Genomic DNA, 22070 nt, shown 5'->3' on the forward strand with positions numbered 1-22070 from the left:
GTGAACTTCACTTCTTTTCTTATGAGCGTTTGATAGTTCCGAAGAACTTGGCAATCGTCTTGCCACTCAAACGCCCACGCTTATCGGCTGTGTGTTGTTAACGAACACTTCGCAAAATCAAAGCAACTTGCTTCTTTCTTGCCGCTTTCGCTGCGATCAGCGAAGCCTTGAATTCTAGCACGATTTTTTAAGAACCGGCAAACTTTTCTTCGTCGCTTGCCTCGTCGCTACCGACCAGACTCGCCACCCGCCAACCTCGTTCGCCTCGTCGTCTCCAACTCAGCGCCGCGATCAGCGAAGCCCTCCATTCTATACCGAATTTTTTCATCTTCGGCGAGCAACTCGAAAATTTCTGATGATTTCTTCGAGCCACCCAGAAGTCAGGGACTTCCTCCACCACCCGCAGCGCCGCCTCCTTGGAAACAAGCGCCGCAATCAGCGAAGCCCTCGATTATGGCACAAATTTTCCCGTTGGAGAGGCGACCCGGTCAGTGACCGAAGCCTCCGCCGCCGGGCGTGTGGATCTCGAAGATGTCGCCAGGTGCCATCGGCACCTGGCCGATGTGAGGCAATGATTGTACGCCACCGTCCGCCCGTACCACCCGGTTGATGCCGACCGCGCCCTCACCGCCTCCCGCCATGCCGAAGGCACCGTGGATGCGCCCATTCGAAAGGATGCTGGCCGTCATGGGTTCAAGGAAGCGGATCCGGCGTACACCGCCGTTTCCGCCCTTCCACCGCCCGGCCCCGCCCGAACCCTCCCGGATTGCGTAGCTCTCCAGGCGGACCGGGAAGCGGAACTCCAGGACCTCGGGATCGGTGAGCCGCGAATTGGTCATATGGGTCTGGACGACGCTGGTGCCGTCGAAGCCATCCCCGGCGCCGCTGCCGCCCGAGATGGTCTCGTAGTACTGGTGACGCTCATTGCCGAAGGTGAAGTTGTTCATCGTGCACTGGCTGGCAGCCATGGCGCCCAGCGCACCGTACAAGGCATTGGTGATGCAGGTCGAGGTCTCGACGTTGCCCGCCACGACCGAGGCGGGCGGGGCCGGGTTCAGCATCGAACCCGGCGGGATGATGACCTTCAGGGGCTTGAGGCAGCCGGCATTCAGGGGAATGTCGTCGTCCACCAGGGTCCGGAACACATAGAGAACGGCAGCCATGCACACCGCGGTGGGTGCATTGAAGTTGTTCGTCTGCTGGGGCGAGGTGCCGGTGAAGTCGATTTCCGCGGCGCGCGCCGCGGCATCGACCCGGATCGCCACCCGGATCTGCGCGCCGTTGTCCAGGGGAAGCGTGAAACAGCCGTCCTTCAGCCGGGTGATGACGCGGCGGACCGACTCTTCGGCGTTGTCCTGAACATGGCCCATGTAGGCCTGGACGACCTCCAGGCCGAACTGCCCGACCATCTTGCGCAGCTCCTGGACCCCCTTCTCGTTGGCCGCGATCTGGGCCTTGAGGTCGGCCAGGTTCTGCTGCGGGTTCCGGCTCGGGTGGCGGCCCGAGGCCAGGAGCGCCAGGATCTCGGCCTCACGCAGCACGCCCCGGTCGACCAGCTTGAAGTTCTGGATCTGGACGCCCTCCTCCTCGATGGTGGTGGAGAACGGGGGCATCGAGCCGGGAGTGGTGCCGCCGATGTCGGCATGATGGCCACGGCTGCCGACATAGAACAGGGGCCGCCCCTGGGACGCGCCCTCGCCCGCCCCTCCCTCCATGTAGACAGGCGTAATGACCGTCACGTCGGGCAGGTGGGTGCCGCCGTGGTAGGGGTCATTGAGGACATAGACGTCGCCGGGCGCCATGCGGCCCGCGTTGTCGCGGATCACCGTCTTGATGCTCTCGCCCATGGAGCCCAGGTGCACCGGCATGTGCGGGGCGTTGGCAATCAGGTTGCCCTCGGCGTCAAACAGGGCACATGAAAAGTCCAGGCGCTCCTTAATGTTGACCGAGTAGGCGGTGTTCTGCAGCTGCAGGCCCATCTGCTCGGCGATGTTCATGAACAGGTTGTTGAACACCTCGAGCAGGATCGGGTCCACCGTGGTGCCGGCGGCGAAGCGCAAGGCTCGCGGGGTTCGGCGCTCCAGCACGATGTGGTCCAGGTCGGTGATCGCGGCCTCCCAGCCGGGCTCGACCACGGTGGTGGCATTCCGTTCCGCAATGATCGCCGGCCCCGGGAGGCGGTCGCCGGGACGCAGGTCCTCCCTCACGACCAGGGCCGCCTCATGCCAGGCGCCGCCCGAGTACATGCGTACGGTCTCGCGGCGCGGTACAAGGCGTTCGGGCTGCAGCGGCAGGCGCGGCTCGGCGGGTGCGTCACCCGCGACCACGGCCTCCACGGAGACCGCCTCGACCACCAGCGGCTTGCCCTTCATGAGGAAGGCGAACCGGCGCAGGTAGGCGGCCTCGAAGCCGGCCACCAGGGCGTCCAGGTCCCCGTGCGGCACGACCAGCGCCGAGTCGGTCCCCTGGTATCGGACATGGACACGCCGATGGATCTGCAGCGCCCCGGCACCGACCTGCTGGCGCACGAGGTCGGCGCGGGCGGCGGCGGCCAGCGCATCGAGCCGCTCGCCGATGGCGGGCAGGGCCTCAGCGGCCAGGAGCAGTTCGACGGCCTGTTCGCGGATCAGGCTCTGGTCGGCCAGGCCCATGCCATAGGCCGAGAGCACGCCCGCGAGCGGGTGGACGAAGACTCGGTTCATGCCCAGGGCGTCGGCCACCAGGCAGGCATGCTGCCCGCCCGCACCGCCAAAGCACTGGAGCGTGTAGCGGGTGACGTCATAGCCGCGGGCCACCGATATCTTCTTGATGGCGTTGGCCATCTGCTGCACGGCGATGGCGATGAAGCCCTCGGCGACCTCCTCCGCGCTGCGGCCGCTGCGCGCCGCCAGCTCGCCGAACTTCTCGCGCACCACCTCCACGCCCAGGGGCAGGTCGCCCCCCGGGCCGAAGACGCGCGGAAAGTACGCGGGCTGGATCTTGCCGACCAGGACGTTGGCATCGGTGACCGCCAGCGGCCCGCCGCGGCGGTAGCTCGCCGGGCCCGGGTTCGCGCCGGCGCTGTGCGGGCCGACGCGGAACCGCGCGCCGTCGAACTCCAGGATGGAGCCGCCGCCCGCCGCCACCGTGTGGATGCTCATCATCGGTGCGCGCATGCGCACGCCGGCCACCTGGGTCTCGAACTCGCGCTCGAATTCACCCGCGTAGTGCGAGACGTCGGTGGAGGTACCTCCCATGTCGAAGCCGATGACATGCCCATGGCCCGCCAGGGCCGCGGTGCGCGCCATGCCGACGATGCCGCCGGCCGGGCCCGAGAGGATGGCGTCCTTGCCCTGGAAGGCGCCGGCGTCGGTGAGGCCGCCGGAGGATTGCATGAAGAAGATGCGCACGCCCGGCATCTCGCGCGCCACCTGGTCGACGTAGCGGCGCAGGATGGGTGACAGGTAGGCATCGACCACGGTGGTGTCGCCCCGGCTGACGAACTTCATCATCGGGCTGGTCTGGTGCGATGTGCTGACCTGGGTGAAGCCGGCCTCCCGCGCGAGGCGGGCCGCGGCCTGTTCGTGGGCGGTGTAGCGCCAGCCATGCATGAAGACGATGGCCACGCTGCGCAGGCCCCGGGCATGGGCGGCCTGCAGGTCGGCGCGCAGGCGGTCCTCGTCCAGCGGCTCGATGCAGTCGCCATGCGCGCCCATGCGCTCGGCAGCCTCGACGACCTCGGCGTAGAGCAGCTCGGGCAGGACGATGCGCCGGTCGAACAGGCGGGGACGGTTCTGGTAGGCGATGCGCAGCGCGTCACGGAAGCCCCGGGTGGTGACCAGGAGCGTGGGCTCGCCCTTGCGTTCGAGCAGCGCGTTGGTGGCGACCGTGGTTCCCATCTTCACGCACTCGACCCGCTGGGGCGTGATCGGCTCGCCGGCGGCCAGGCCCAGCAGGTGGCGGATGCCGGCGACGGCGGCGTCGGCGTACTGCTCGGGGTTCTCGGACAGCAGCTTGTGCGTGACGAGGCCGCCATCGGGGCGACGGGCCACGATGTCCGTGAACGTGCCGCCGCGATCGATCCAGAACTGCCAGCGAGCCGCGCCCGTGGCGACGGCGGCGTGTTCACCTTGGCTCATACATCCTTTCGTGTTCACTGGGAGGGTCCGGCGTGCCAAGCATCAGCCGTGCCCAGGCAATTTAGCCGCTTTTTATATTGGGGTTGGCCCGGGGTGTGCTTGAGGAAAACCACGGTGCTGCCGCGTCAGAATGACCGGGACCGATCTTCCAGTTCAACATGAGAAAAACACTCGACTTCCTCTTCCTGCTGGCCGGACGGCTGGCCGCGCTGTGCGTGCTGGCGATCGCCGTACTGATGGTGGGCCAGAGCATCCTGCGCGAGTTCGGCGTGCGCACCGGCGCGACCAACGACGTCGTGGCCTGGCTGTGCGCCGCATCGGCCTTCCTGGCGATGGCCCACGCCTTCAAGCATGGCGACTTCGTGCGGGTGACGCTGCTGCTGGAGCGGATGCCGGCAAGCCTGCGCCAGGGGTTCGAGGCCGGCTGCCTGTGCATCGGCACGGCGGCCATCGGCTACCTGGCCTACTGGGCCACCCGCTTCGCCTGGGAGAGCTACGAATTCAACGACATGGCGAACGGCCTGCTGGCGATCCCGCTGTGGATTCCGCAGACCACCTTCGTGCTCGGCGCCTGGCTGTTCCTGCTGGCGATGGTCGACGAGCTGGTCATCGTGCTGCGCGGGCAGCGCCCGAGCTTCGTGGTGGCGGTGGAGGAACGCCACGCCCACGGCGATTTCTCGTCGGACGTCTGAGCAGGAGCGCCCCATGGAAACGCTCGCGATCGGACTGTTCCTGCTGGTGGTCATGCTGCTGCTCCTGGCAGGCGGCGTGTGGATCGCCATGACCCTCGCCATCTGCGGGTGGGTCGGCCAGGCCTTCTTCACCAGCACGCAACCGGGCAAGAACCTGTTCTCCGCCTTCTGGGAAAGCAATGCTTCCTGGGAGCTGGCCGCCCTGCCCCTGTTCATCTGGATGGGGGAGATCCTGTTCCGCACCAGGCTGTCCGAGGAGATGTTCGAGGGCCTGCGGCCCTGGCTGAACCGGGTGCCGGGACGGCTGATGCACACCACCATCCTGGGCTGCGGAATTTTCGGCTCGGTGTCGGGCTCGTCGGCCGCGACCTGCGCGACGATCGCCAAGGTGGCCCTGCCCGAGCTGAAGAAGCGCGGCTACGACGAGCGACTGGCCCTGGGCTCGCTGGCCACCGCCGGCACGCTGGGCATCCTGATCCCGCCCTCGATCACGATGGTGGTGTATGCGGTCGCGGCGGACGCCTCGATCATCCGCATCTTCCTGGCCGGATTCATCCCGGGCGCGCTGCTGATGGCGCTGTTCATGGGGTACATCGCCTGGTGGTCGATCCGCAACCCGGACAAGGTGCCGCCGGCCGACGCGCCCTCGAGCTTCGCGCAGAAGCTTCGCAAGAGCGGCAACCTGATCCCCTGCTCGGCGCTGATCGTGTTCATCGTGTGGGTGCTGGTCGCCGGCGTCGCCACGGCCACCGAGTGCGCCGCCTACGGCGTGGTGGGCTCGCTGGCGATCGCAGCCTGGGGCCGATCCCTGAGCTGGCAGAACTTCTGGGACGGCCTGATGGGGGCCACGCGAACCAGCTGCATGATCATGTTCATCCTGGCCGGTGCCGCCTTCCTGACCAAGACCATGGCCTTCACCGGCGTGCCGCGCGAGCTGGCCGAGTGGGTGAACAGCCTGCAGCTGTCGCCGGTGGGCCTGATCGCCTGCCTGGTGGTCGTCTACCTGGTCCTGGGCACCGCGCTGGACGGCATCAGCATGATCGTGCTGACGTCCGCCGTGGTGCTGCCGATGGTGCAGAAGGCGGGTTTCGACCTGGTCTGGTTCGGCATCTTCATCGTGCTGCTGGTGGAGATTGCCGAGGTCACGCCACCGGTGGGATTCAACCTGTTCGTGCTCCAGAACATGACGGGCAAGGACAGCAACACCATCGCGCGGGCGGCGATCCCCTTCTTCCTGTGCCTGGTGGTGTGCATCGCGCTGATCACCGTCTTTCCGCAGGTCGTGACCTGGCTGCCGGACCTGGTGATGGGTCAGTCCAAGGGCTGAGGCCGACTCAGCGCGGGCGCGCCAGCACCTGTGCCCAGTAGATGCCGGCCTCGCTGTCCAGGTCCACCGCGTAGGCCAGGCCCATCTCGGTGAAGGCCGGCTGCATCAGGTTGGCGCAGTGGCCAGGGCTGGCCAGCCAGCCCTGCACCACCTCGCGCGCGCTGGTCGGGCCGGAGGCCAGGTTCTCGCCGACCGCGCGCCAGCGGTAGCCCGCGCGCGTGGCGCGTTCGCTCGCGTGGCTGCCGTCGCGGCCCCGATGTTCCAGGTAGCTGTGGCGCGCCATGTCCTGTGCGTGGCCGGCGGCGGCACGGTCCAGCGTGGCGTCCGGCGCCAGCGGCGGCGCGGCGTCGAACGGGCGATCGCCGCAGCGGCGCGGGCGCGCGCGCGCCTCATTCACGAGACGCAGCACCTCGGCGGCCACCGCGGGCGCGTCCTGTGGGGCGGGCGGCGCGAAGGGCGCGGCGAGCACCAGCCAGGTGGTGTCGCCCTCCTGGTGGACCGCCGCGTCGCCCAGGCGCGGGTCGGTCAGCGCCGCGCAATAGCGCGAGGCCGCGGCCCGGGCCATGGCCGCGGTGTCGCGGTAGCCGCGGAAGGTCACCTGGAACAGCGTCGTGGCGCGGTAGCCGGCCTGGCGAGCTGCCTGGGCCGCGGGCACGCCCCGCGCCATGCGGCGCGCCGCCTCGGCCAGGGCCGCGGGCTGCCGCCAGGGCGTGGCCACGCCGGGACGGCCCTCGCAGCCGGCGGCATGCACCGGGGCGAGCGCCGGCAGCAGCGCCGGTTGCGCGCGCACCAGGGCGCCGCAGGCACTGATCAGACTGAACACCAAAGCACGACATGGACCGCGCATGCCGCACACCCTAACATCTCAAGCGTGACGCGACTCGCGCACGCTGGCCCGGGGGTTGCATGACGCCCGGACCCCGATACTTTTCCGCACCGATCCGGAGCACTGATGAAATTGAAACTCGCGTTTTCCGTCGCCGCCCTCGCCCTGGCCGGCCAGGCCTTCGCCCAGACCAAGTGGGACCTGCCCGCGGCCTACCCCGCCGGCAACTTCCACACCGAGAACCTGGTGCAGTTCGCCAACGAGGTGGACAAGGCCACCGGCGGCAAGCTCAAGATCACGGTGCACCCCAACGCCTCGCTGTTCAAGGCCAACGAGATCAAGCGCGCGGTGCAGGGCGGCCAGGCGCAGATCGGCGAGATCCTGCTGGTGGCCTACCAGAACGAGTGGCAGATCTTCGGCGCCGACGGCCTGCCGTTCCTGGCCGACAGCTACGACGAGGCGATGAAGCTGTACCGCGCGCAGAAGCCGCTCCTGGACAAGAAGCTCGGCGAGCAGGGCATGGCGGTGCTGTACTCGGTGGCGTGGCCGCCGCAGGGCATCTACACCAAGCGCCCGATCGCCTCCGGCGCCGACATGAAGGGCCTGAAGTGGCGCGCCTACAGCCCGGCCACCGCCCGCATCGCCGAACTGGTGAACGCGGTGCCGGTGACGGTGCAGGCCGCCGAGCTCTCGCAGGCCATGGCCACCGGCGTGGTGGACTCGTACATGTCCTCCGGCTCCACCGGCTTCGACACCAAGACCTACGAGCACCTGAAGTACTTCTACGACACCCAGGCCTGGCTGCCGAAGAACGCGGTGATCGTGAACAAGCGCGCCTTCGACGCGCTGGACAAGCCCACGCAGGACGCCGTGCTCAAGGCCGCCGCCGACGCCGAGGCCCGAGGCTGGGCCGCCAGCCGGCGCGTGAACACCGACACGCTGGACAAGCTCAAGGCCAACGGCATGCAGATCGTGCCGCCGTCGGCCCAGCTCAAGGCCGACATGAAGAAGGTGGGCGACGTGATGCTCAAGGAGTGGCTGGAGAAGGCCGGCCCGGAGGGCAAGCAGCTGGTGGACGCCTACCTCAAGTAAGCCGCCCCTGCGCACCCGCGCCCCGCGCGGGTGCACCAAGCCAAAGGCCACCCTCGGGTGGCCTTTGGCTTTCGGGCTGGGCCGGGCGACGCCTCAGGGACGCGGGATCCCGCAGGCGAAGGCGTCGGCCGGCGCCGCCGCGGGCTCGGCCTTGTTCTTGGCCTGGGCCACTTCCATGTCGCGCGGCAGGGTGACGCCGTTCTTCACCGCGAGGATCTCCGCCATCACGCTGACCGCGATCTCCGGCGGGGTCTTGCTGCCGATGTAGATGCCGATGGGGCCGCGCAGGCGCGCGAGCGAGGCCTCGGTCTGGCCGAAGTGCTCGATCATGCGCTGGCGGCGCGCGTCGTTATTGCGGCGGCTGCCGATGGCGCCGACGTAGAAGGCGTCGGTCCCCAGCGCCTCGAGCAGGGCCAGGTCGTCGAGCTTGGGGTCGTGCGTGAGGGCCACGACGCAGCTGCGCGCGTCGGGCTTGAAGGCGGTGACGACGTCGTCCGGCATGTCGGACACCAGCTGGACGCCGGCCACGTGCCAGCCGCCGCGGTACTCCTCGCGCGGGTCGCAGACGGTGACCGCGAAGCCGCTGAAAAGCGCCATGGTGGCCAGGTACTCGGTGAGCTGGCCGGCGCCAATCAGGAGCATGCGGTACTCCGGGCCGAAGGTGTTGGCCAGCTCCGTGTCCGAAACCGCGAGGTCGGCCGGCGCGGGCGCGGGCTCCAGGGTGACGGCGCCGTCGGCCAGGCGGGTGCGCCGGCGCACGAGGCGGCCGGACTCGAGCAGGGCCACCAGCTCGGCGAGCGAGGCGGCGTCGGGGTCGTACTCCAGCAGCAGTTCCAGGGTGCCGCCGCAGGGCAGGCCGAAGCGGTGGGCCTCGTCGGCGGTGATGCCGTACTTGACGAAGCCCGGCGCCCCGCTCGGGATGGTGTGGCCCGGCTCCTTGCCGGCGTAGGCCTGGGTGTGGCGGTAGATCAGGTCGTCCTCGATGCAGCCGCCGGAGACGGAGCCGACCACCGAGCCGTCTTCGCACAGGGCCATGATGGAGCCGACCGGGCGCGGCGAGGAGCCCCAGGTACGCACCACCGTGACCAGCATCGCGCGCTTGCCGGCGCCGCGCCAGTCACGCAGCGTGCGCAGCACCATGACGTCGAGGTTTTCCATCGCGGCCCCTTCAGCGGGTGAGGAGGAACACCGCCGCGGCGACGATGACCGCGCCGGCGCCCCAGAGCCAGGCGGGGATCGCGGCGCCCGAGCCCTCGGGGGGGGCGGCAGGAGCCGGCGCCCCGGCGGCGGCGGCTGCACCGGCCACGGCTTCGGCCTCGGCGGCGTAGGCCTCGGGATGGCGCTGCTGCATGGCCGCGTCGAAGCGCTTGAAGAAATCCTCCGCCATGGACTTGGCCACGCCATCGATCAGGCGCTGCCCCATCTGCGCGATCTTGCCGCCGACCTGGGCGTTCACGGTGTACGTGAGGTCGCAGCCGCGGCCGTCGGCCGCCGCCGCCAGGGAGACCTGGGACTGGCCCTTGCCGAAGCCGGCGGCGCCGCCCTGGCCGTCGAAGCTCAGGGTGTAGCGGGTGGGCGGGTCGATGTCGCTCAGGGCCACCTTGCCCGCGAAGCGCGCCGCGACGGGGCCGATCTTGACGGCGACGCCGACGGCGAACTGGCCCTCGCCCGTGGCCTCCATGCGCTCGCAGCCGGGGATGCAGGCCTTGAGGACGTCGGGATCGTTGAGGGCGTCCCAGGCCTGCTGCTGGGAGACGGCGAGGTGGCGGCTGCCTTGCATTTCCATGGTGTTGTCTTCCTGGTTTCTTTCAGTTCTTCATGACGGCGGCGAGGCCGGCCGCCAGTTGTCTCAGTTCGCTGAGGTTGTGGACCGCCAGCATGGCGTGGGCCCGCCGGTGCAGCACCGCCGCGCCGCGCGCCAGCGGCTGGTAGCCGTCGAACCGCAGCAGGGGGTTGAGCCACAGCAGGCGCCGGGTGTGCAGGCGCAGCCAGTCGAGTTCGCGGTCGAGGTCCGCGGGCTCGCCGGTGTCCAGGCCGTCGCTGACGACGAGGACCACGGTGCGGCGGCCCACCAGCCGGCGCGCATGGCGACGGCGCAGCGTGGCCAGCGATTCTCCCAGCCGCGTGCCGCCGGCGAAGTCGTCGATGGCGGCGGAGGCCGCGGCGAGCATGGCGTCGGTGTCGGCGAGGCGGAAGGCCGGCGTGAGGTCGGTCAGCCGGGTGCCGAAGGCGAAGACGTCGCGCCGGCCCCGCAGCTCGCGGGTGGCGGCATGCAGGAAGGCGAGCAGCAGGCGGGCGTAGCGCTCCATCGAGCCGGAGATGTCCACCAGCACCAGCAGCGGCAGCGGCTCCTCGCGCCGGGCCAGGCGGGGCAGCTGCAGCAGCTCGCCGCCGGTGTGGCTGGCGCGGCGCAAGGCTCCCGCCCAGTGCGGGCGCGCGCCGCGCCAGCCCGGGCGGGTGCGGCGCGAGGCGGTGCGGGGCAGCGGCAGCGGGATGTCGCGCGCCAGGCGTTCCACCAGCGCGTACTCGGCGGCGCCCAGCGCGCCGAAGTCGGCATGGCGCAGGCGCTGCAGGTCGGTGGCGGTCATGGCCGCGTCCAGGCGCACCTCCTCGTCGCGGCGCGGGGCGGCGGGCGCCGCGAGCGGGCGCGGCGGGGCGAGCGCGTCGTTCACCCGGGGGCGGCGGCGCGAGGGCTCCGCCCGGCCTTCGGCGGTGGGCAGCATCTGCGCCAGCAGCTTGTGGGCGACCTGCGGGTCGCGGAAATACGCGTCGAACAGCTCGCGGAACACCTCGCGGTCACGCTCACGGGAGACCAGCACCGCCTCCAGCGCCGCGCCGAGGTCGGCCCGGCTGGCCACGCCCACGGCCTGCGCCGCCTCGCCGGCCAGGGCGATGCGGGCGCTGTCCACCGGTACGCCGGCGCGGCGCAGGGCACGGCCGAAGCCGGCCAGGTTGTCGGCCAGCTTGCCGGAGCGGGCGTCGCCGAGCTGCATGGAAGCCCCCTAAGGCGCCGCGGCGCCTTCCTCGGGCTGCAGCAGTTCGGTGACGAGGTCGGGGGTGAGCGCCGCCACGTCCTCGCGCTGCTTGAACAGGATGCCGGCGGTGTCGGCCACCACCTCGGGGTCGACGACCAGGGTGTCCAGGGCCACCAGGGCCTTGGCCCACTCCACGCTCTCGGCGATGCCGGGCACGCGCTGGAAGGCGTTGGCAAAGGGCTGGGAGCGCAGGCGGCCGACGAAATCGGCGACCTGGCGCGAGAGCGCCTCGCTGGCGCCGGGCACGCGCGAGCGCACGATGGCCAGCTCGCGCTCGCGGTCGGGGTAATCGAGCCAGTGGTACAGGCAGCGGCGCTTGACCGCGTCGTTCAGCTCGCGGGTGCGGTTGCTGGTGAGGAGGGTGACCGGCACGGCGCGCGCGCGGATGGTGCCAAGCTCGGGGATGCTGACCTGGTACTCGCCCAGGTACTCCAGCAGGAAGGCCTCGAAGGGCTCGTCGGCGCGGTCGACCTCGTCGACCAGCAGCACCGCGCCGGGATCGGGCGCCTGCAGGGCCTGCAGCAGCGGGCGACGAATCAGGTAGCGGTCCTGGTAGACCTCGCGCTCGACCTGCGCCGGGTCGGCCTTGCCCTCGGCGGCGCGCATGTGCAGGAGCTGCGCGGCGTAGTTCCACTCGTAGAGCGCCTCGCGATGCTCCAGGCCGTCGTAGCACTGCAGCCGCAGCAGCTCGCGCCCGAGGACCGCGGACAGGGCCTTGGCCAGCTCGGTCTTGCCGACGCCGGGCTCGCCCTCCAGCAGCAACGGGCGCTGCAGGCGCACGGCCAGGAAGACGGCCGTGGCCAGGCGTCGGTCGGCGAAGTAGCCGACCGACTCCAGCGCGCGGGCCAGGTCGTCGATGGAAGCGAAGGGGGAGGTCGCGGCAGTCATGGGCGGGAGCGGAGGGGCGGGAGGCCGGTGCGGGCCGGGACGGCCCGCACCGGGGCGCCGCCGGACTGGCCCGGCGGCACGCCCGAGGGTACAGGATGCCGCCGCGCCCTGCTGGCGCACGCGGGACCCCGCGCCTCGGGGACCGTCCTCAGGCCAGCGCCTTGGCGACGGCGCGTTGCGTCATCACGCCCACCAGGTTGGCGCGGTAGGCGGCGCTGGCATGCAGGTCGGAGGACAGCTCGGCGTCGTCCACCTTCACGCCGGCCGCGGCCTCGGGGGTGAACGACTTCGTGAGCGCCGCCTCCAGGCCGGCATGGCGGAACACGCCGTTGCCGCCGCCAGTGACGGCGACGCGCACGCCCGCCGCGGTCTGCGCGACGAACACGCCGATCAGCGCGAAGCGCGAGGCCGGCTGCTTGAACTTCAGGTATGCGGCGCGCTGGGGAATGGGGAAAGAGATCGCGGTGATCAGCTCGCCCTCCTCCAGTGCGGTGGTGAACATGCCCTGGAAGAAGTCGTCGGCCGCGATGCGGCGCCGGTTCGTGATGACGGTGGCGCCCAGGCCCAGCACCGCGCTGGGGTAGCAGGCGGCCGGGTCGTTGTTGGCGACGGAGCCGCCCAGCGTGCCCAGGGCGCGCACCTGGCGGTCGCCGATGCCGCCGGCCAGGTCGGCCAGCGCCGGGAGGGCCTTGCGCACCTCGTCGCTGGCGGCGACCTCGGCGTGGCGGGTCATGGCGCCGATGACGAGGTTGTTGCCGTCACGGCAGATGCCGGCCAGCTCGCCGACGCGGCCCAGGTCCACCAGCTGCTCGGGAGCGGCCAGGCGCAGCTTCATGGAGGCCAGCAGGGTCTGGCCGCCGGCCAGGGGCTTGCCGCCGGCGGCGGCCAGGCGGGTGGCGTCGGCCAGGCTGGCGGGCTGCTCGAAGTTGAATGCGTACATGGTGTGTCCTCTTGTACCTTGCTCGTACCTTGAACCTCAGGCGCGGGCGGCCTGGATCGCCTGCCACACGCGGCTGGGGGTGGCAGGCATGTCGAACTCCTTCACGCCGAGGTCGCGCAGCGCGTCGAGCACGGCGTTGATCACGGCCGGCGGGGAGCCGATGGCGCCGGCCTCGCCACAGCCCTTGGTGCCCAGGGGGTTGTGGGTGCAGGGCGTGCAGACGTGGTCGAGCCGGAACTGCGGGAAGTCATCGGCGCGGGGCATGGTGTAGTCCATGAAGCTGCCGGTCAGGAGCTGGCCGGAGTCCTTGTCGTAGACGCAGTTCTCGAGCAGCGCCTGGCCAATGCCCTGGGCGAGCCCGCCGTGCACCTGGCCCTCGACGATCATCGGGTTGATGATGGTGCCGAAGTCGTCCACCGCGGTGAAGCGGTCGACGCGCACCACGCCAGTGGCCGGGTCGACCTCGACCTCGCAGATGTAGGTGCCGGCCGGGAAGGTGAAGTTGGTCGGGTCGTAGAACGCGGTCTCGTTCAGGCCCGGCTCCAGCTTGTCCAGCGGGTAGTTGTGCGGCACGTAGGCGGTGAGGGCCACCTGGGCGAAGGGGATCTTCTTGTCGGTGCCCTTGACGCTGAACTCGCCGTTGGCGAACTCGATGTCGGCGTCGCTGGCCTCCATCAGGTGCGCGGCGATCTTCTTGGCCTTGGTCTCGATCTTGTCCAGCGCCTTCATGATGGCGGCGCCGCCCACGCTGATGGAGCGCGAGCCGTAGGTGCCCATGCCGAAGGGCACGCGGCCGGTGTCGCCGTGGACCACGTCCACGTTCTCCACCGGGATGCCCAGGCGCGCCGCCACCACCTGCGCGAAGGTGGTCTCGTGGCCCTGGCCGTGGCTGTGGGAGCCGGTGAACACGGTGACGCTGCCGGTCGGGTGCACGCGGATCTCGCCGCACTCGAACAGGCCGGCGCGCGCGCCCAGGGCGCCCGCGATGTTCGAGGGCGCGATGCCGCAGGCCTCGATGTAGCTGCTGTAGCCGATGCCGCGCTTCAGGCCCTTGGCGGCACTCGCTGCCCGGCGGGCGGCGAAGCCGTCGACCTCCGCCAGCACCTTGGCCTTGTCCATGCAGGCGTGGTAGTCCCCGATGTCGTATTGCAAGGCCACCGGGGTCTGGTACGGGAACTGGGTGATGAAGTTGCGCTTGCGGATCTCGTCCTGGCCCAGGCCCAGCTCCCAGGCGCAGCGGGTCACCAGGCGCTCCAGCAGGTAGGTGGCCTCGGGGCGGCCGGCGCCGCGGTAGGCGTCGACCGGGGCGGTGTTGGTGAACCAGGCGTCCACCTCCACATAGACCTGGGGCGTGGTGTACTGGCCCGCCAGCAGCGTGGCGTACAGGATGGTGGGCACCGCGGTGGAGAACGTGGACAGGTAGGCGCCGAGGTTGGCGTCGGTGTGCACGCGCATGGCGAGGAACTTGCCGTCCTTGTCCATGGCCATCTCGGCGTGGCTCACGTGGTCGCGCCCATGGGCGTCGGACAGGAAGGCCTCGCTGCGGTCCGCCACCCACTTGATGGCGCAATTGAGCTGCCTGGCGGCCCAGGTCAGGGCCACGTCCTCGGCGTAGAGGTAGATCTTGGAGCCGAAGCCGCCGCCCACGTCGGGGGCGATCACGCGCACCTTGTGCTCGGGCAGGCCGAGGACGAAGGCGGTCATGAGCAGGCGCTCCACGTGCGGGTTCTGGTTGGAGACGTAGAGGGTGTACTCGTCGTTCGCGCGGTTGTAGGCGCCGATGGCGGCGCGCGGCTCCAGCGCGTTGGGCACCAGGCGGTTGTTCACCAGGTCCAGGTTCGTCACATGGGCGGCCTTGGCGAAGACGGCATCGACCGCGGCCTTGTCGCCGATGGCCCACTTGTAGCAGTGGTTGTCGGGGGCGGCGTCATGCAGGGCGGGGCCGGTCTTGGCCGCAGCGACGTCGACCGAGGCGGGCAGCACCTCGTAATCCACCACCACCGCCTCGGCGGCGTTGCGGGCCTGTTCCGCCGTGTCGGCCACCACCATGGCGACGTGGTCGCCCACGTAGCGCACGCGGTCCACGGCCAGCACCGGGTGCGGCGGCTCCTTCATGGCCTCGCCGTTGACGCTGGTGATCAGCCAGCCGCAGGGCAGGCCGTTGACCTTGCCCTCGAGGTCCTTGCCGGTGAACACGCGGGTCACGCCGGGCAGGGCCTCGGCGGCCGAGACATCGACCGAGAGGATGCGGGCATGCGCATGCGGCGAGCGCACGAAGACGGCGTGGCGCTGGTTGGCGAGGTTGATGTCGTCGGTGTACTGGCCGGCGCCGGTGAGGAAGCGCATGTCCTCCTTGCGGCGGAGGGCCTCGCCGATGTGGGGGAGCTTGGCGAAATCGGATGCACCCATGGCTTGTCTCCTGTGGTGTTCGGGGTCGAGTCGCTCAGGCCGTCATGTTGGCGCGCCCGAGCTGGACGGCCTTGACGATGTTCTGGTAGCCGGTGCAACGGCAGATGTTGCCCTCGAGCTGCTCGCGGATCTCGGCCTCGCTGGCGTTGGGATGACGCTGGCACAGGTCCAGCGCGCTCATGACCATGCCCGGGGTGCAGAAGCCGCACTGCAGGCCGTGGCACTCCTTGAAGGCGGCCTGCATCGGGTGCAGGGTGCCGTCGGCGGCGGCCAGGCCCTCGATGGTGGTGACCTCGGCGCCGTCATGCTGCACGGCCAGGGTGTTGCACGACTTCACCGCCTTGCCGTTGACGTGGACCGTGCAGGCGCCGCACTGCGCGGTGTCGCAGCCCACGTGGGTACCGGTCAGTCGCAGGTGTTCGCGGATGGCTTGCACCAGCAGGGTGTTGGGGGCGACATCGATCGTCGCGGGTCGGCCGTTGACCTTGAGCTTGACTTGCATGCCTTGTCTCCTGGGGGTACTGGGTACGGGATCAGGGGATTCTTCGAGGGCCGCAGGCCGCCCCTGGCTAGGCGAAACCCTGAGATGGCCGTGCGCCTTGGCCGGAAATTCTCAAATTGAGACACCGCCGCCGCGGCGACCCCCGGGCAGGGTTGGCGCGGTTGACACCCCCTCGGCCGCGCAGGCCCAATGCAGACCACCCCCATGCACCCGCCCGCCTCCCCTGCCCCCGCCGACTGGCGCCTGGCCCAGATCGACCGCGCCCGCTGCGCGCTGCGCGAGGGCCTGCCGGCGCCCGCCTCGCTGCCGCCCTGGATCGAGCGCTCCTGGAGCCGCTGCCTGGCCCAGGGCCTGCGGCCGGAGGCGCCGGTGGGCTTCGAGCTGGTCTCCGCCGCCGCCACGCGGCGCGCCCGGGACGCCAGCGCGGGCCTGCTTCGCGCCGCCGCCGGCCCCCTGGCCTCGCTGGGGCGGGCGGTGGGCCGCATCGGCTACTTCACCCTGCTGACCGACGCCCAGGGCGTGGTGGTGGGCGTGGACGGCGCCATCGACCGCACCGACCGCCGCGCCGACGTGATCGCCCGCGTCGGGGTCGACCTGTCCGAGCGCGCGGTAGGCACCACCGCCATCGGCGCCGCGCTGGCCGAGCGCCAGCCGGTGTGGCTGCACCGCGGCGAGCATTTCTTCGACGACACCGCCTGCTACACCTGCGCCGGCGCGCCGGTCTTCGGCCCGCACGGCGACTGCGTGGGCATGCTGGACGTGACCGGCGTCGACGCCGCCGAGCGCCCCGGCCTGCGCCACCTGGTCACCCAGGCCGCGCGCGGCATCGGCAACGCGCTGGTGCTGGGCGAGCCCCACGCCCTGCTGCTGCGGGTGCGCTGGCCCGGCGAGGCCTTCGGCGGCGACGACGACGGCCTGCTGGCCCTGGATGCCGACGGCCGCATCGCCGGCGCCAATGCCGCGGCCCGCGAGATGACGGGCCTGGCCCCGCACCCCGGCGGCGAGCCGCCCCATGCCGGCGAGGTCTTCGCCCTGCCCTGGGCGCAGCTGTTCGACGCCGCCCGCCACCCCGCGCCGCGCGAGGTGCCGCTGTGGTCCGGCCTGGCGGTGCAGGTCCTCGCCCAGGCCGCCGGCGCGTCCGTGCGCGAGCTGGCGGCGCCCGCCGCCGCCCTGCGCGAGGTCGAGGCCGGCCTGATCCGCCAGGCCGTGCGCGAGGCGCGCGGCAACGTGATGGAGGCCGCGCGCCGGCTCGGCATCAGCCGCGCCACGGTGTACCGGCGCCTGCGCGGCGACTGAGGCGACGGCGGCGACAGCGACCGCCGGGACGGCCGCTTCGGGCAGGCGAGAATCGCGCATCGACTTCCCGCAGCTTCCCGCAACGTGCACCGCCCGACCCGCCTCGTGACCGTCCGACTCAAGCCCTGGCTCGCCGCGGCTGCCGCCGCCCTGGCCTGCGCGAGCGCCGCCGCCGGCCAGGTCTCGGTGGCGGTGGCCGCGAACTTCGCCGGGCCGATGCAGAAGATCGCCTCGGCGTTCGAGCGCGCCACCGGCCACCAGGCCGTGGTGGCGGTGGGCGCCACCGGGCGTTTCTACGCCCAGGTCCGCAACGGCGCGCCCTTCCAGGTGCTGCTGGCCGCCGACGACGAGACGCCCGCGCGCCTGGAGCGCGAGGGCCTGGGCGTGGCCGGCACCCGCTTCACCTACGCCGTCGGCCGGCTCGCGCTGTGGAGCCCCGACCCGGCCCGCGTGGACCCGCAGGGCGAGGTCCTGCGCCGCGGCGGCTTCGAGCGCCTGGCCATCGCCGACCCGCGGCTGGCGCCGTACGGCGCGGCGGCGATGGAGGCGATGGAGCGCCTGGGCGTGCTCGCCGCCCTGCGGCCGAAGCTGGTCCAGGGCGAGAGCATCGGCCAGGCCTACCAATTCGTGGCGACCGGCAATGCGGCGCTCGGCTTCGTGGCCCTCTCGCAGGTGCAGGCCCAGGGCCGCCTCACCGCCGGCTCGGCCTGGGTGGTGCCCGCCGGCCTGCATGCGCCGCTGCGGCAGGACGCGATCCTGCTCGTCCCGGGCCGCGACAGCCCCGCCGCCCGCGCCCTGCTCGCCTTCCTGCGCACCGAGGAGGCCCGCGCCCTCCTGCGCGCCCACGGTTACGAGCCCTGAGAGGCCCCGCCGGCATGCCCTTCTCCCCCGACGACCTGCAGGCCCTGTGGCTCACGCTGAAGCTCGCCACGGTGACCACCGTGCTGCTGCTGGCGCTGGCCACGCCGCTGGCCTGGTGGCTGGCCCACAGCCGCTCGCGCCTGGCCGACGTCGTCGGCGCGGTAGCCACCCTGCCCCTGGTGCTGCCGCCCACGGTGCTGGGCTTCTACCTGCTGCTGGCCATGGGCCCGCAGGGCTGGGTCGGCCGCCTCACGCAGTCGCTGGGGCTGGGGCTGCTGCCCTTCACCTTCCCGGGGCTGGTGGTGGCCTCGATCGTCTACTCGCTGCCCTTCGCGCTGCAGCCGCTGCGCCGCGCCTTCGAGGCGGTGGGCCGGCGGCCGATGGAGGTGGCCGCCACGCTGCGCGCGCGCCCGCTGGACGCCTTCCTGCACGTGGCCCTGCCCCTGGCCCGCCCGGGCATCCTCACCGCCGCGGTGATGGCCTTCGCGCACACGGTCGGCGAGTTTGGCGTGGTGCTGATGATCGGCGGCAACATCCCGCAGCAGACCCGGGTGGTGTCGACCCAGATCTACGGCCATGTCGAGGCCCTGGCCTACCCGCAGGCCCATGCCCTGGCGGGCGCGATGGTGGCCTTCTCCCTGGTGGTGCTGCTGGCGCTGGCCCTGCTGGAGCGCCGCACGCGGCGCGTCCCCGCATGACGCTGGACGCCGCCACGCGCATCGCCCTGCACCTGGCGCGCCCCGGCGGCTTCTCGCTGGACGTGGACCTCACCCTGCCGGGCCACGGCGTGACCGCGCTGTTCGGCCCCTCGGGCTCGGGCAAGACCACGGTGCTGCGCTGCGTCGCCGGCCTGGAACGCGCCGACCGCGCGCACGTGGAGATCGCGGGCAGCTGCTGGCAGGACGACGCCCGCGGCATCGACCTGCCCACCTGGCAGCGCCCCCTGGGCTACGTGTTCCAGGAGGCCAGCCTGTTCGACCACCTCGACGTGCGCGGCAACCTGGCCTTCGGCCAGCGCCGCGCGGCGCGCGGGGCGTCCGCGATGCCCCTGGACGGCGTGATCGAGCTGCTCGGCATCGGCCACCTGCTGGCGCGCCGGCCGCACGCGCTGTCCGGCGGCGAGCGCCAGCGCGTGGCCATCGCCCGCGCCCTGGCCACGCAGCCGCGCGTGCTGCTGCTGGACGAGCCGCTCTCGGCGCTGGACGCGGCGCGGCGCCGCGACATCCTGCCCTGGCTCGAGCGCCTGCGCGACGAGCTGAGGATCCCGATGCTGTACGTGACCCACTCGGCCGACGAGATGGCGCGCCTGGCCGACACCCTGGTGCTGATGGACCAGGGCCGCGCGCTGGCCTGCGGGCCGGTGGGCGAGGTGCTGCTTCGCACCGACCTGGCCGTGGTGCCGGGCGAGGACACCGGCGTGCTGCTGGAGGCCACCGTCGCCGGGCGCGACGCGCCCTGGCGGCTGATGCAGGTGGACTTCGGCGGCGGCGCGCTGTGGCTGCGGGACACCGGCGCCGCGACCGGCCGGCGCGTGCGGGTTCGCGTGCTGGCGCGCGACGTGAGCGTGGCCACCGAGATGCCGCGCGCCACCAGCGTGAACAACCTCCTGCCCGGCACGGTGGCCGAGGTCGTGCCCGACCCGCGCCACGAGGGCCAGGTGCTGGTGCGCCTGGCCTGCGGCGAGGCGGCGCTGCTGGCGCGCATCACCGCGCGCTCGGCGCACGCGCTGGGGCTGGCGCCGGGCGTGCCGGCCTGGGCCCAGGTCAAGGCGGCGGCGCTGGTGGAGTGAGCGCCGGGCCGGCCGCGCGCCTCAGCGGCTGGCGTTGGGGAAGAACAGCTGCTCGCCACCGATCCGGTAGGCGGCGATCGCGGCCTGGCCAGCCGGCGAGACCAGCCAGTCGATGAACTTCTGGGCCTGCGCCGCCTTCACATGCGGGTGCTTCGCGGGGTTGACGGCCATCACGCCGTAGGGATTGAACAGGCGCGGGTCGCCCTCGACGAGGACGGCGAGGTCGGCGCGGTTGCGGAAACTGAGCCAGGTGCCGCGGTCGGCGAGCACGTAGGCGCCTCTGGAGGCGGCGATGTTCAGCGCCGCCCCCATGCCGCAGCCGCACTCGCGGTAGCCACCGCCCTTGGGCTGCGAACCCCAGTAGCGCAGCTCGGCGGCGTGGGTGCCGCTCTTGTCGCCGCGCGAGACGAAGGCGGCGTTGGCGGCGGCGACCTTCCTCAGGGCGGCGGCGATGTCGCGGCCGCGCGCGCCGGCCGGGTCGCCACGCGGGCCCACGAGCACGAAGTCGTTGTGCATGACGCTGTAGCGGCGGGTGGCGAACCCGTCGGCGACGAACTTCTCCTCGGCGGCGGTGTCGTGCACCAGCAGCGCGTCGGCGTCGCCGCGGCGGGCGATGTCCAGCGCCTGGCCGGTGCCCACGGCGACGACCTTCACCTCGATGCCGGTGGCCTGCCTGAACGCCGGCAACAGGTGGGCGAACAGGCCCGACTGCTCGGTGGACGTGGTGGACGACAGCGTGATGACGGCCTGGGCCCAGGCCCCGGCGGCGCCGAGCGCCAGCAGCGCGGCGGCGACGGCCTTGCCCGCGCGATGCCTCATGCGAGCTCTCCCCTGACGAACAGGTCGGCCTCGGGCGAGACCCGGGGCAGGAAGGCGCGGTCGAAGAACCGCTCGACCGCCAGGTCGGCGAGCACGCGGCCGCGTTCCAGGTAGATGACGCGCCCGGCCAGGCGCTTGACCTGGCCGAGGTTGTGGCTGGCGAAGACCAGGGTCATGCCGGCCAGGGCGAATTCGTCCATCAGGCGCTCGACCTCGCGCTTGGCATGGGGGTCGAGGCTGGCGGTGGGCTCGTCGAGCAGCAGCACCTGGGGATGCAGGCTCCAGGCCCGCGCCAGGGCGAGCCGCTGCTGCTGCCCACCCGAGAGGACGCGGGCGTTGCGGCGCGCGAACTCGTCGAGGCCGACGCGGCGCAGGGCTTCCAGCGCGCGGGCGCGCGCCTCGCCCCAGCGCGCGCCGTTCAGCCAGGCACCCAGGGCCACGTTGTGCAGGGCGCTGGCGCGCAGCATCGAGGGCCGCTGGAACAGCATGGCCTGGCGCGCGCGCTCGTCGCGCCGCAGCTCGCCTGCGCGAATCGGCAGCAGGCCGTGCAGGGCGCGCAGCAGCGTGCTCTTGCCGCTGCCGTTGGGGCCGATCAGGGCGATGCGCTCGCCGGCATGCACGCGCAGGCCGACGGACTTCAGGGCATGCACCGGGCCGAAGTGCACGTCGGCCTCGCGCAGCTCGATCTGCACGGCGGGCTGGCCGGCCGCGGCGTTCATGCGCCGGCCCCCATCGCGCCGCGGGCGGCGACGGCCACGTCGCCATGCGCCAGGCGCCAGCGCCGCACCACCGCGATCAGCGCATTGAGCGCGAGCACCACCGACAGCAGCACCGCGCCGAGGGCCAGGGCCAGCGGCAGGTCGCCCTTGCTGGTCTCCAGCGCGATGGCGGTGGTCATGACGCGGGTGAAGCCGTCGATGTTGCCGCCCACCACCATCACCGCGCCCACCTCCGAGATGGCGCGGCCGAAGCAGGCGATGAGGACGGTGAGCAGGGCGTAGCGCTCGTCCCACGCCAGCAGCAGCCCGCGCAGCCAGGGCCCGGCGCCCAGCGAGGCGAGCTGCTCGCCGTGAAGGCGCTCGGCGTCCTCGACGACCTGGCGGGTCAGCGCCATGGCCACCGGCAGCACCAGGATCGCCTGCGCGATGACCATGGCCTTGAGCGAGAACAGCCAGCCCAGGTGCCCCAGCGGGCCGGAGCGTGACAGCAGCAGGTACACCACCAGGCCCACCACCACCGAGGGCACGGCCAGCAGGGTGTTGAGGACGGCCAGCACCGCGCTGCGCCCGCCGAAGCGGGCGACGCCGAGCCAGGCGCCCAGGGCCAGGCCCAGCGTGCTGGCGAGGGCGCAGGCCAGGCCGCTGACGGCCAGCGAGCGGCCGACCACCGACCAGAGCGCGGCATCGCCCTGCGCGAGCAGGGCCCAGGCGGCCGCGGCACTCTGCGTGAATCCGTTCATGCCGCCGATGCTAGGGG

General features: G+C 71.8%; 19 protein-coding genes. 7 read left to right on the forward strand and 12 right to left on the reverse strand.

From position 1 onward, the window contains the following. Nucleotides 1-488: 488 nt before the first annotated feature. Complete coding sequence (locus ACT80S_RS18730) at nt 489-4118, reverse strand: hydantoinase B/oxoprolinase family protein (RefSeq protein WP_377418928.1); 3630 nt, start codon at nt 4116-4118, stop codon at nt 489-491. 158 nt (nt 4119-4276) lie between these two features. Here ACT80S_RS18730 and ACT80S_RS18735 point away from each other — a divergent pair, with 158 nt between their 5' ends. Together ACT80S_RS18735 and ACT80S_RS18740 are read left to right on the forward strand one after the other, a co-directional pair. Then, complete coding sequence (locus ACT80S_RS18735) at nt 4277-4810, forward strand: TRAP transporter small permease (protein WP_377418931.1); 534 nt, start codon at nt 4277-4279, stop codon at nt 4808-4810. A gap of 13 nt (nt 4811-4823) precedes the next feature. Next, nucleotides 4824-6137: a TRAP transporter large permease gene (locus ACT80S_RS18740; RefSeq protein ID WP_377418933.1), complete on the forward strand. Its 1314-nt coding sequence runs from the start codon at nt 4824-4826 to the stop codon at nt 6135-6137. 7 nt (nt 6138-6144) lie between these two features. On the opposite strand, the gene ACT80S_RS18745 is transcribed toward ACT80S_RS18740, so the two are convergent. Continuing rightward, nucleotides 6145-6960, reverse strand: coding sequence for a CAP domain-containing protein (locus tag ACT80S_RS18745; RefSeq protein WP_377418936.1), 816 nt, complete (start codon nt 6958-6960; stop codon nt 6145-6147). Nucleotides 6961-7089: 129 nt separating this feature from the next. Between ACT80S_RS18745 and ACT80S_RS18750 the strand changes: the two genes are divergently transcribed. After that, nucleotides 7090-8055, forward strand: coding sequence for a TRAP transporter substrate-binding protein (locus ACT80S_RS18750; protein WP_377418939.1), 966 nt, complete (start codon nt 7090-7092; stop codon nt 8053-8055). 93 nt (nt 8056-8148) lie between these two features. Here ACT80S_RS18750 and ACT80S_RS18755 read toward each other — a convergent pair whose 3' ends face one another. The 7 genes from ACT80S_RS18755 to ACT80S_RS18785 form a co-directional block, all read right to left on the reverse strand. Next, entirely contained in the window at nt 8149-9213 is a 1065-nt protein-coding gene (locus tag ACT80S_RS18755; protein ID WP_377418942.1) for an XdhC family protein, read from the reverse strand. Nucleotides 9214-9223: 10 nt separating this feature from the next. Further along, entirely contained in the window at nt 9224-9841 is a 618-nt protein-coding gene (locus ACT80S_RS18760) for a CoxG family protein (RefSeq protein ID WP_377418945.1), read from the reverse strand. 22 nt (nt 9842-9863) lie between these two features. Beyond that, nucleotides 9864-11048: a vWA domain-containing protein gene (locus tag ACT80S_RS18765; RefSeq protein ID WP_377418947.1), complete on the reverse strand. Its 1185-nt coding sequence runs from the start codon at nt 11046-11048 to the stop codon at nt 9864-9866. Nucleotides 11049-11057: 9 nt separating this feature from the next. Beyond that, a complete protein-coding gene (locus ACT80S_RS18770) occupies nt 11058-11978 on the reverse strand; it encodes an AAA family ATPase (protein ID WP_377418950.1) in 921 nt (306 codons plus the stop codon). 148 nt (nt 11979-12126) lie between these two features. Then, nucleotides 12127-12918 carry an FAD binding domain-containing protein gene (locus ACT80S_RS18775; RefSeq protein WP_377418953.1) on the reverse strand — a complete coding sequence of 264 codons (792 nt, stop codon included), beginning with the start codon at nt 12916-12918 and terminating at the stop codon, nt 12127-12129. 36 nt (nt 12919-12954) lie between these two features. After that, complete coding sequence (locus ACT80S_RS18780) at nt 12955-15327, reverse strand: xanthine dehydrogenase family protein molybdopterin-binding subunit (protein ID WP_377418955.1); 2373 nt, start codon at nt 15325-15327, stop codon at nt 12955-12957. Between the two features lie 34 nt (nt 15328-15361). Continuing rightward, complete coding sequence (locus ACT80S_RS18785; RefSeq protein ID WP_377418958.1) at nt 15362-15829, reverse strand: (2Fe-2S)-binding protein; 468 nt, start codon at nt 15827-15829, stop codon at nt 15362-15364. Between the two features lie 204 nt (nt 15830-16033). Here ACT80S_RS18785 and ACT80S_RS18790 point away from each other — a divergent pair, with 204 nt between their 5' ends. The 4 genes from ACT80S_RS18790 to modC all read left to right on the forward strand — a co-directional run bounded on the left by ACT80S_RS18790 (nt 16034) and on the right by modC (nt 19775). Continuing rightward, the gene (locus ACT80S_RS18790; RefSeq protein WP_377418961.1) at nt 16034-17125 is read left to right on the forward strand and encodes a helix-turn-helix domain-containing protein; all 1092 of its coding nucleotides are present in this window, start codon (nt 16034-16036) and stop codon (nt 17123-17125) included. 105 nt (nt 17126-17230) lie between these two features. Then, on the forward strand, nt 17231-17986 hold the full coding sequence (gene modA / locus ACT80S_RS18795; RefSeq protein WP_377418964.1) for a molybdate ABC transporter substrate-binding protein: 756 nt from the start codon (nt 17231-17233) through the stop codon (nt 17984-17986). Between the two features lie 14 nt (nt 17987-18000). Continuing rightward, on the forward strand, nt 18001-18684 hold the full coding sequence (modB, locus tag ACT80S_RS18800) for a molybdate ABC transporter permease subunit (protein ID WP_377418967.1): 684 nt from the start codon (nt 18001-18003) through the stop codon (nt 18682-18684). Continuing rightward, complete coding sequence (modC, locus tag ACT80S_RS18805) at nt 18681-19775, forward strand: molybdenum ABC transporter ATP-binding protein (RefSeq protein WP_377418971.1); 1095 nt, start codon at nt 18681-18683, stop codon at nt 19773-19775. The genes modB and modC overlap by 4 nt, the downstream gene beginning before the upstream one ends. Before the next feature lie 21 nt (nt 19776-19796). Here modC and ACT80S_RS18810 read toward each other — a convergent pair whose 3' ends face one another. The 3 genes from ACT80S_RS18810 to ACT80S_RS18820 are packed head-to-tail and all read right to left on the reverse strand — an operon-like array spanning nt 19797 to nt 22053. Next, nucleotides 19797-20594, reverse strand: a complete 798-nt coding sequence (locus ACT80S_RS18810; protein ID WP_377418973.1) for a substrate-binding domain-containing protein — start codon at nt 20592-20594, stop codon at nt 19797-19799. Continuing rightward, a complete protein-coding gene (locus ACT80S_RS18815; protein ID WP_377418976.1) occupies nt 20591-21313 on the reverse strand; it encodes an ABC transporter ATP-binding protein in 723 nt (240 codons plus the stop codon). Before ACT80S_RS18815 ends, ACT80S_RS18810 begins: the two co-directional genes overlap by 4 nt. Continuing rightward, nucleotides 21310-22053, reverse strand: coding sequence for an ABC transporter permease (locus tag ACT80S_RS18820; RefSeq protein ID WP_377418979.1), 744 nt, complete (start codon nt 22051-22053; stop codon nt 21310-21312). Before ACT80S_RS18820 ends, ACT80S_RS18815 begins: the two co-directional genes overlap by 4 nt. Nucleotides 22054-22070: the final 17 nt, after the last annotated feature.

The sequence above is a fragment of the Ramlibacter sp. MAHUQ-53 genome, from assembly GCF_052600055.1.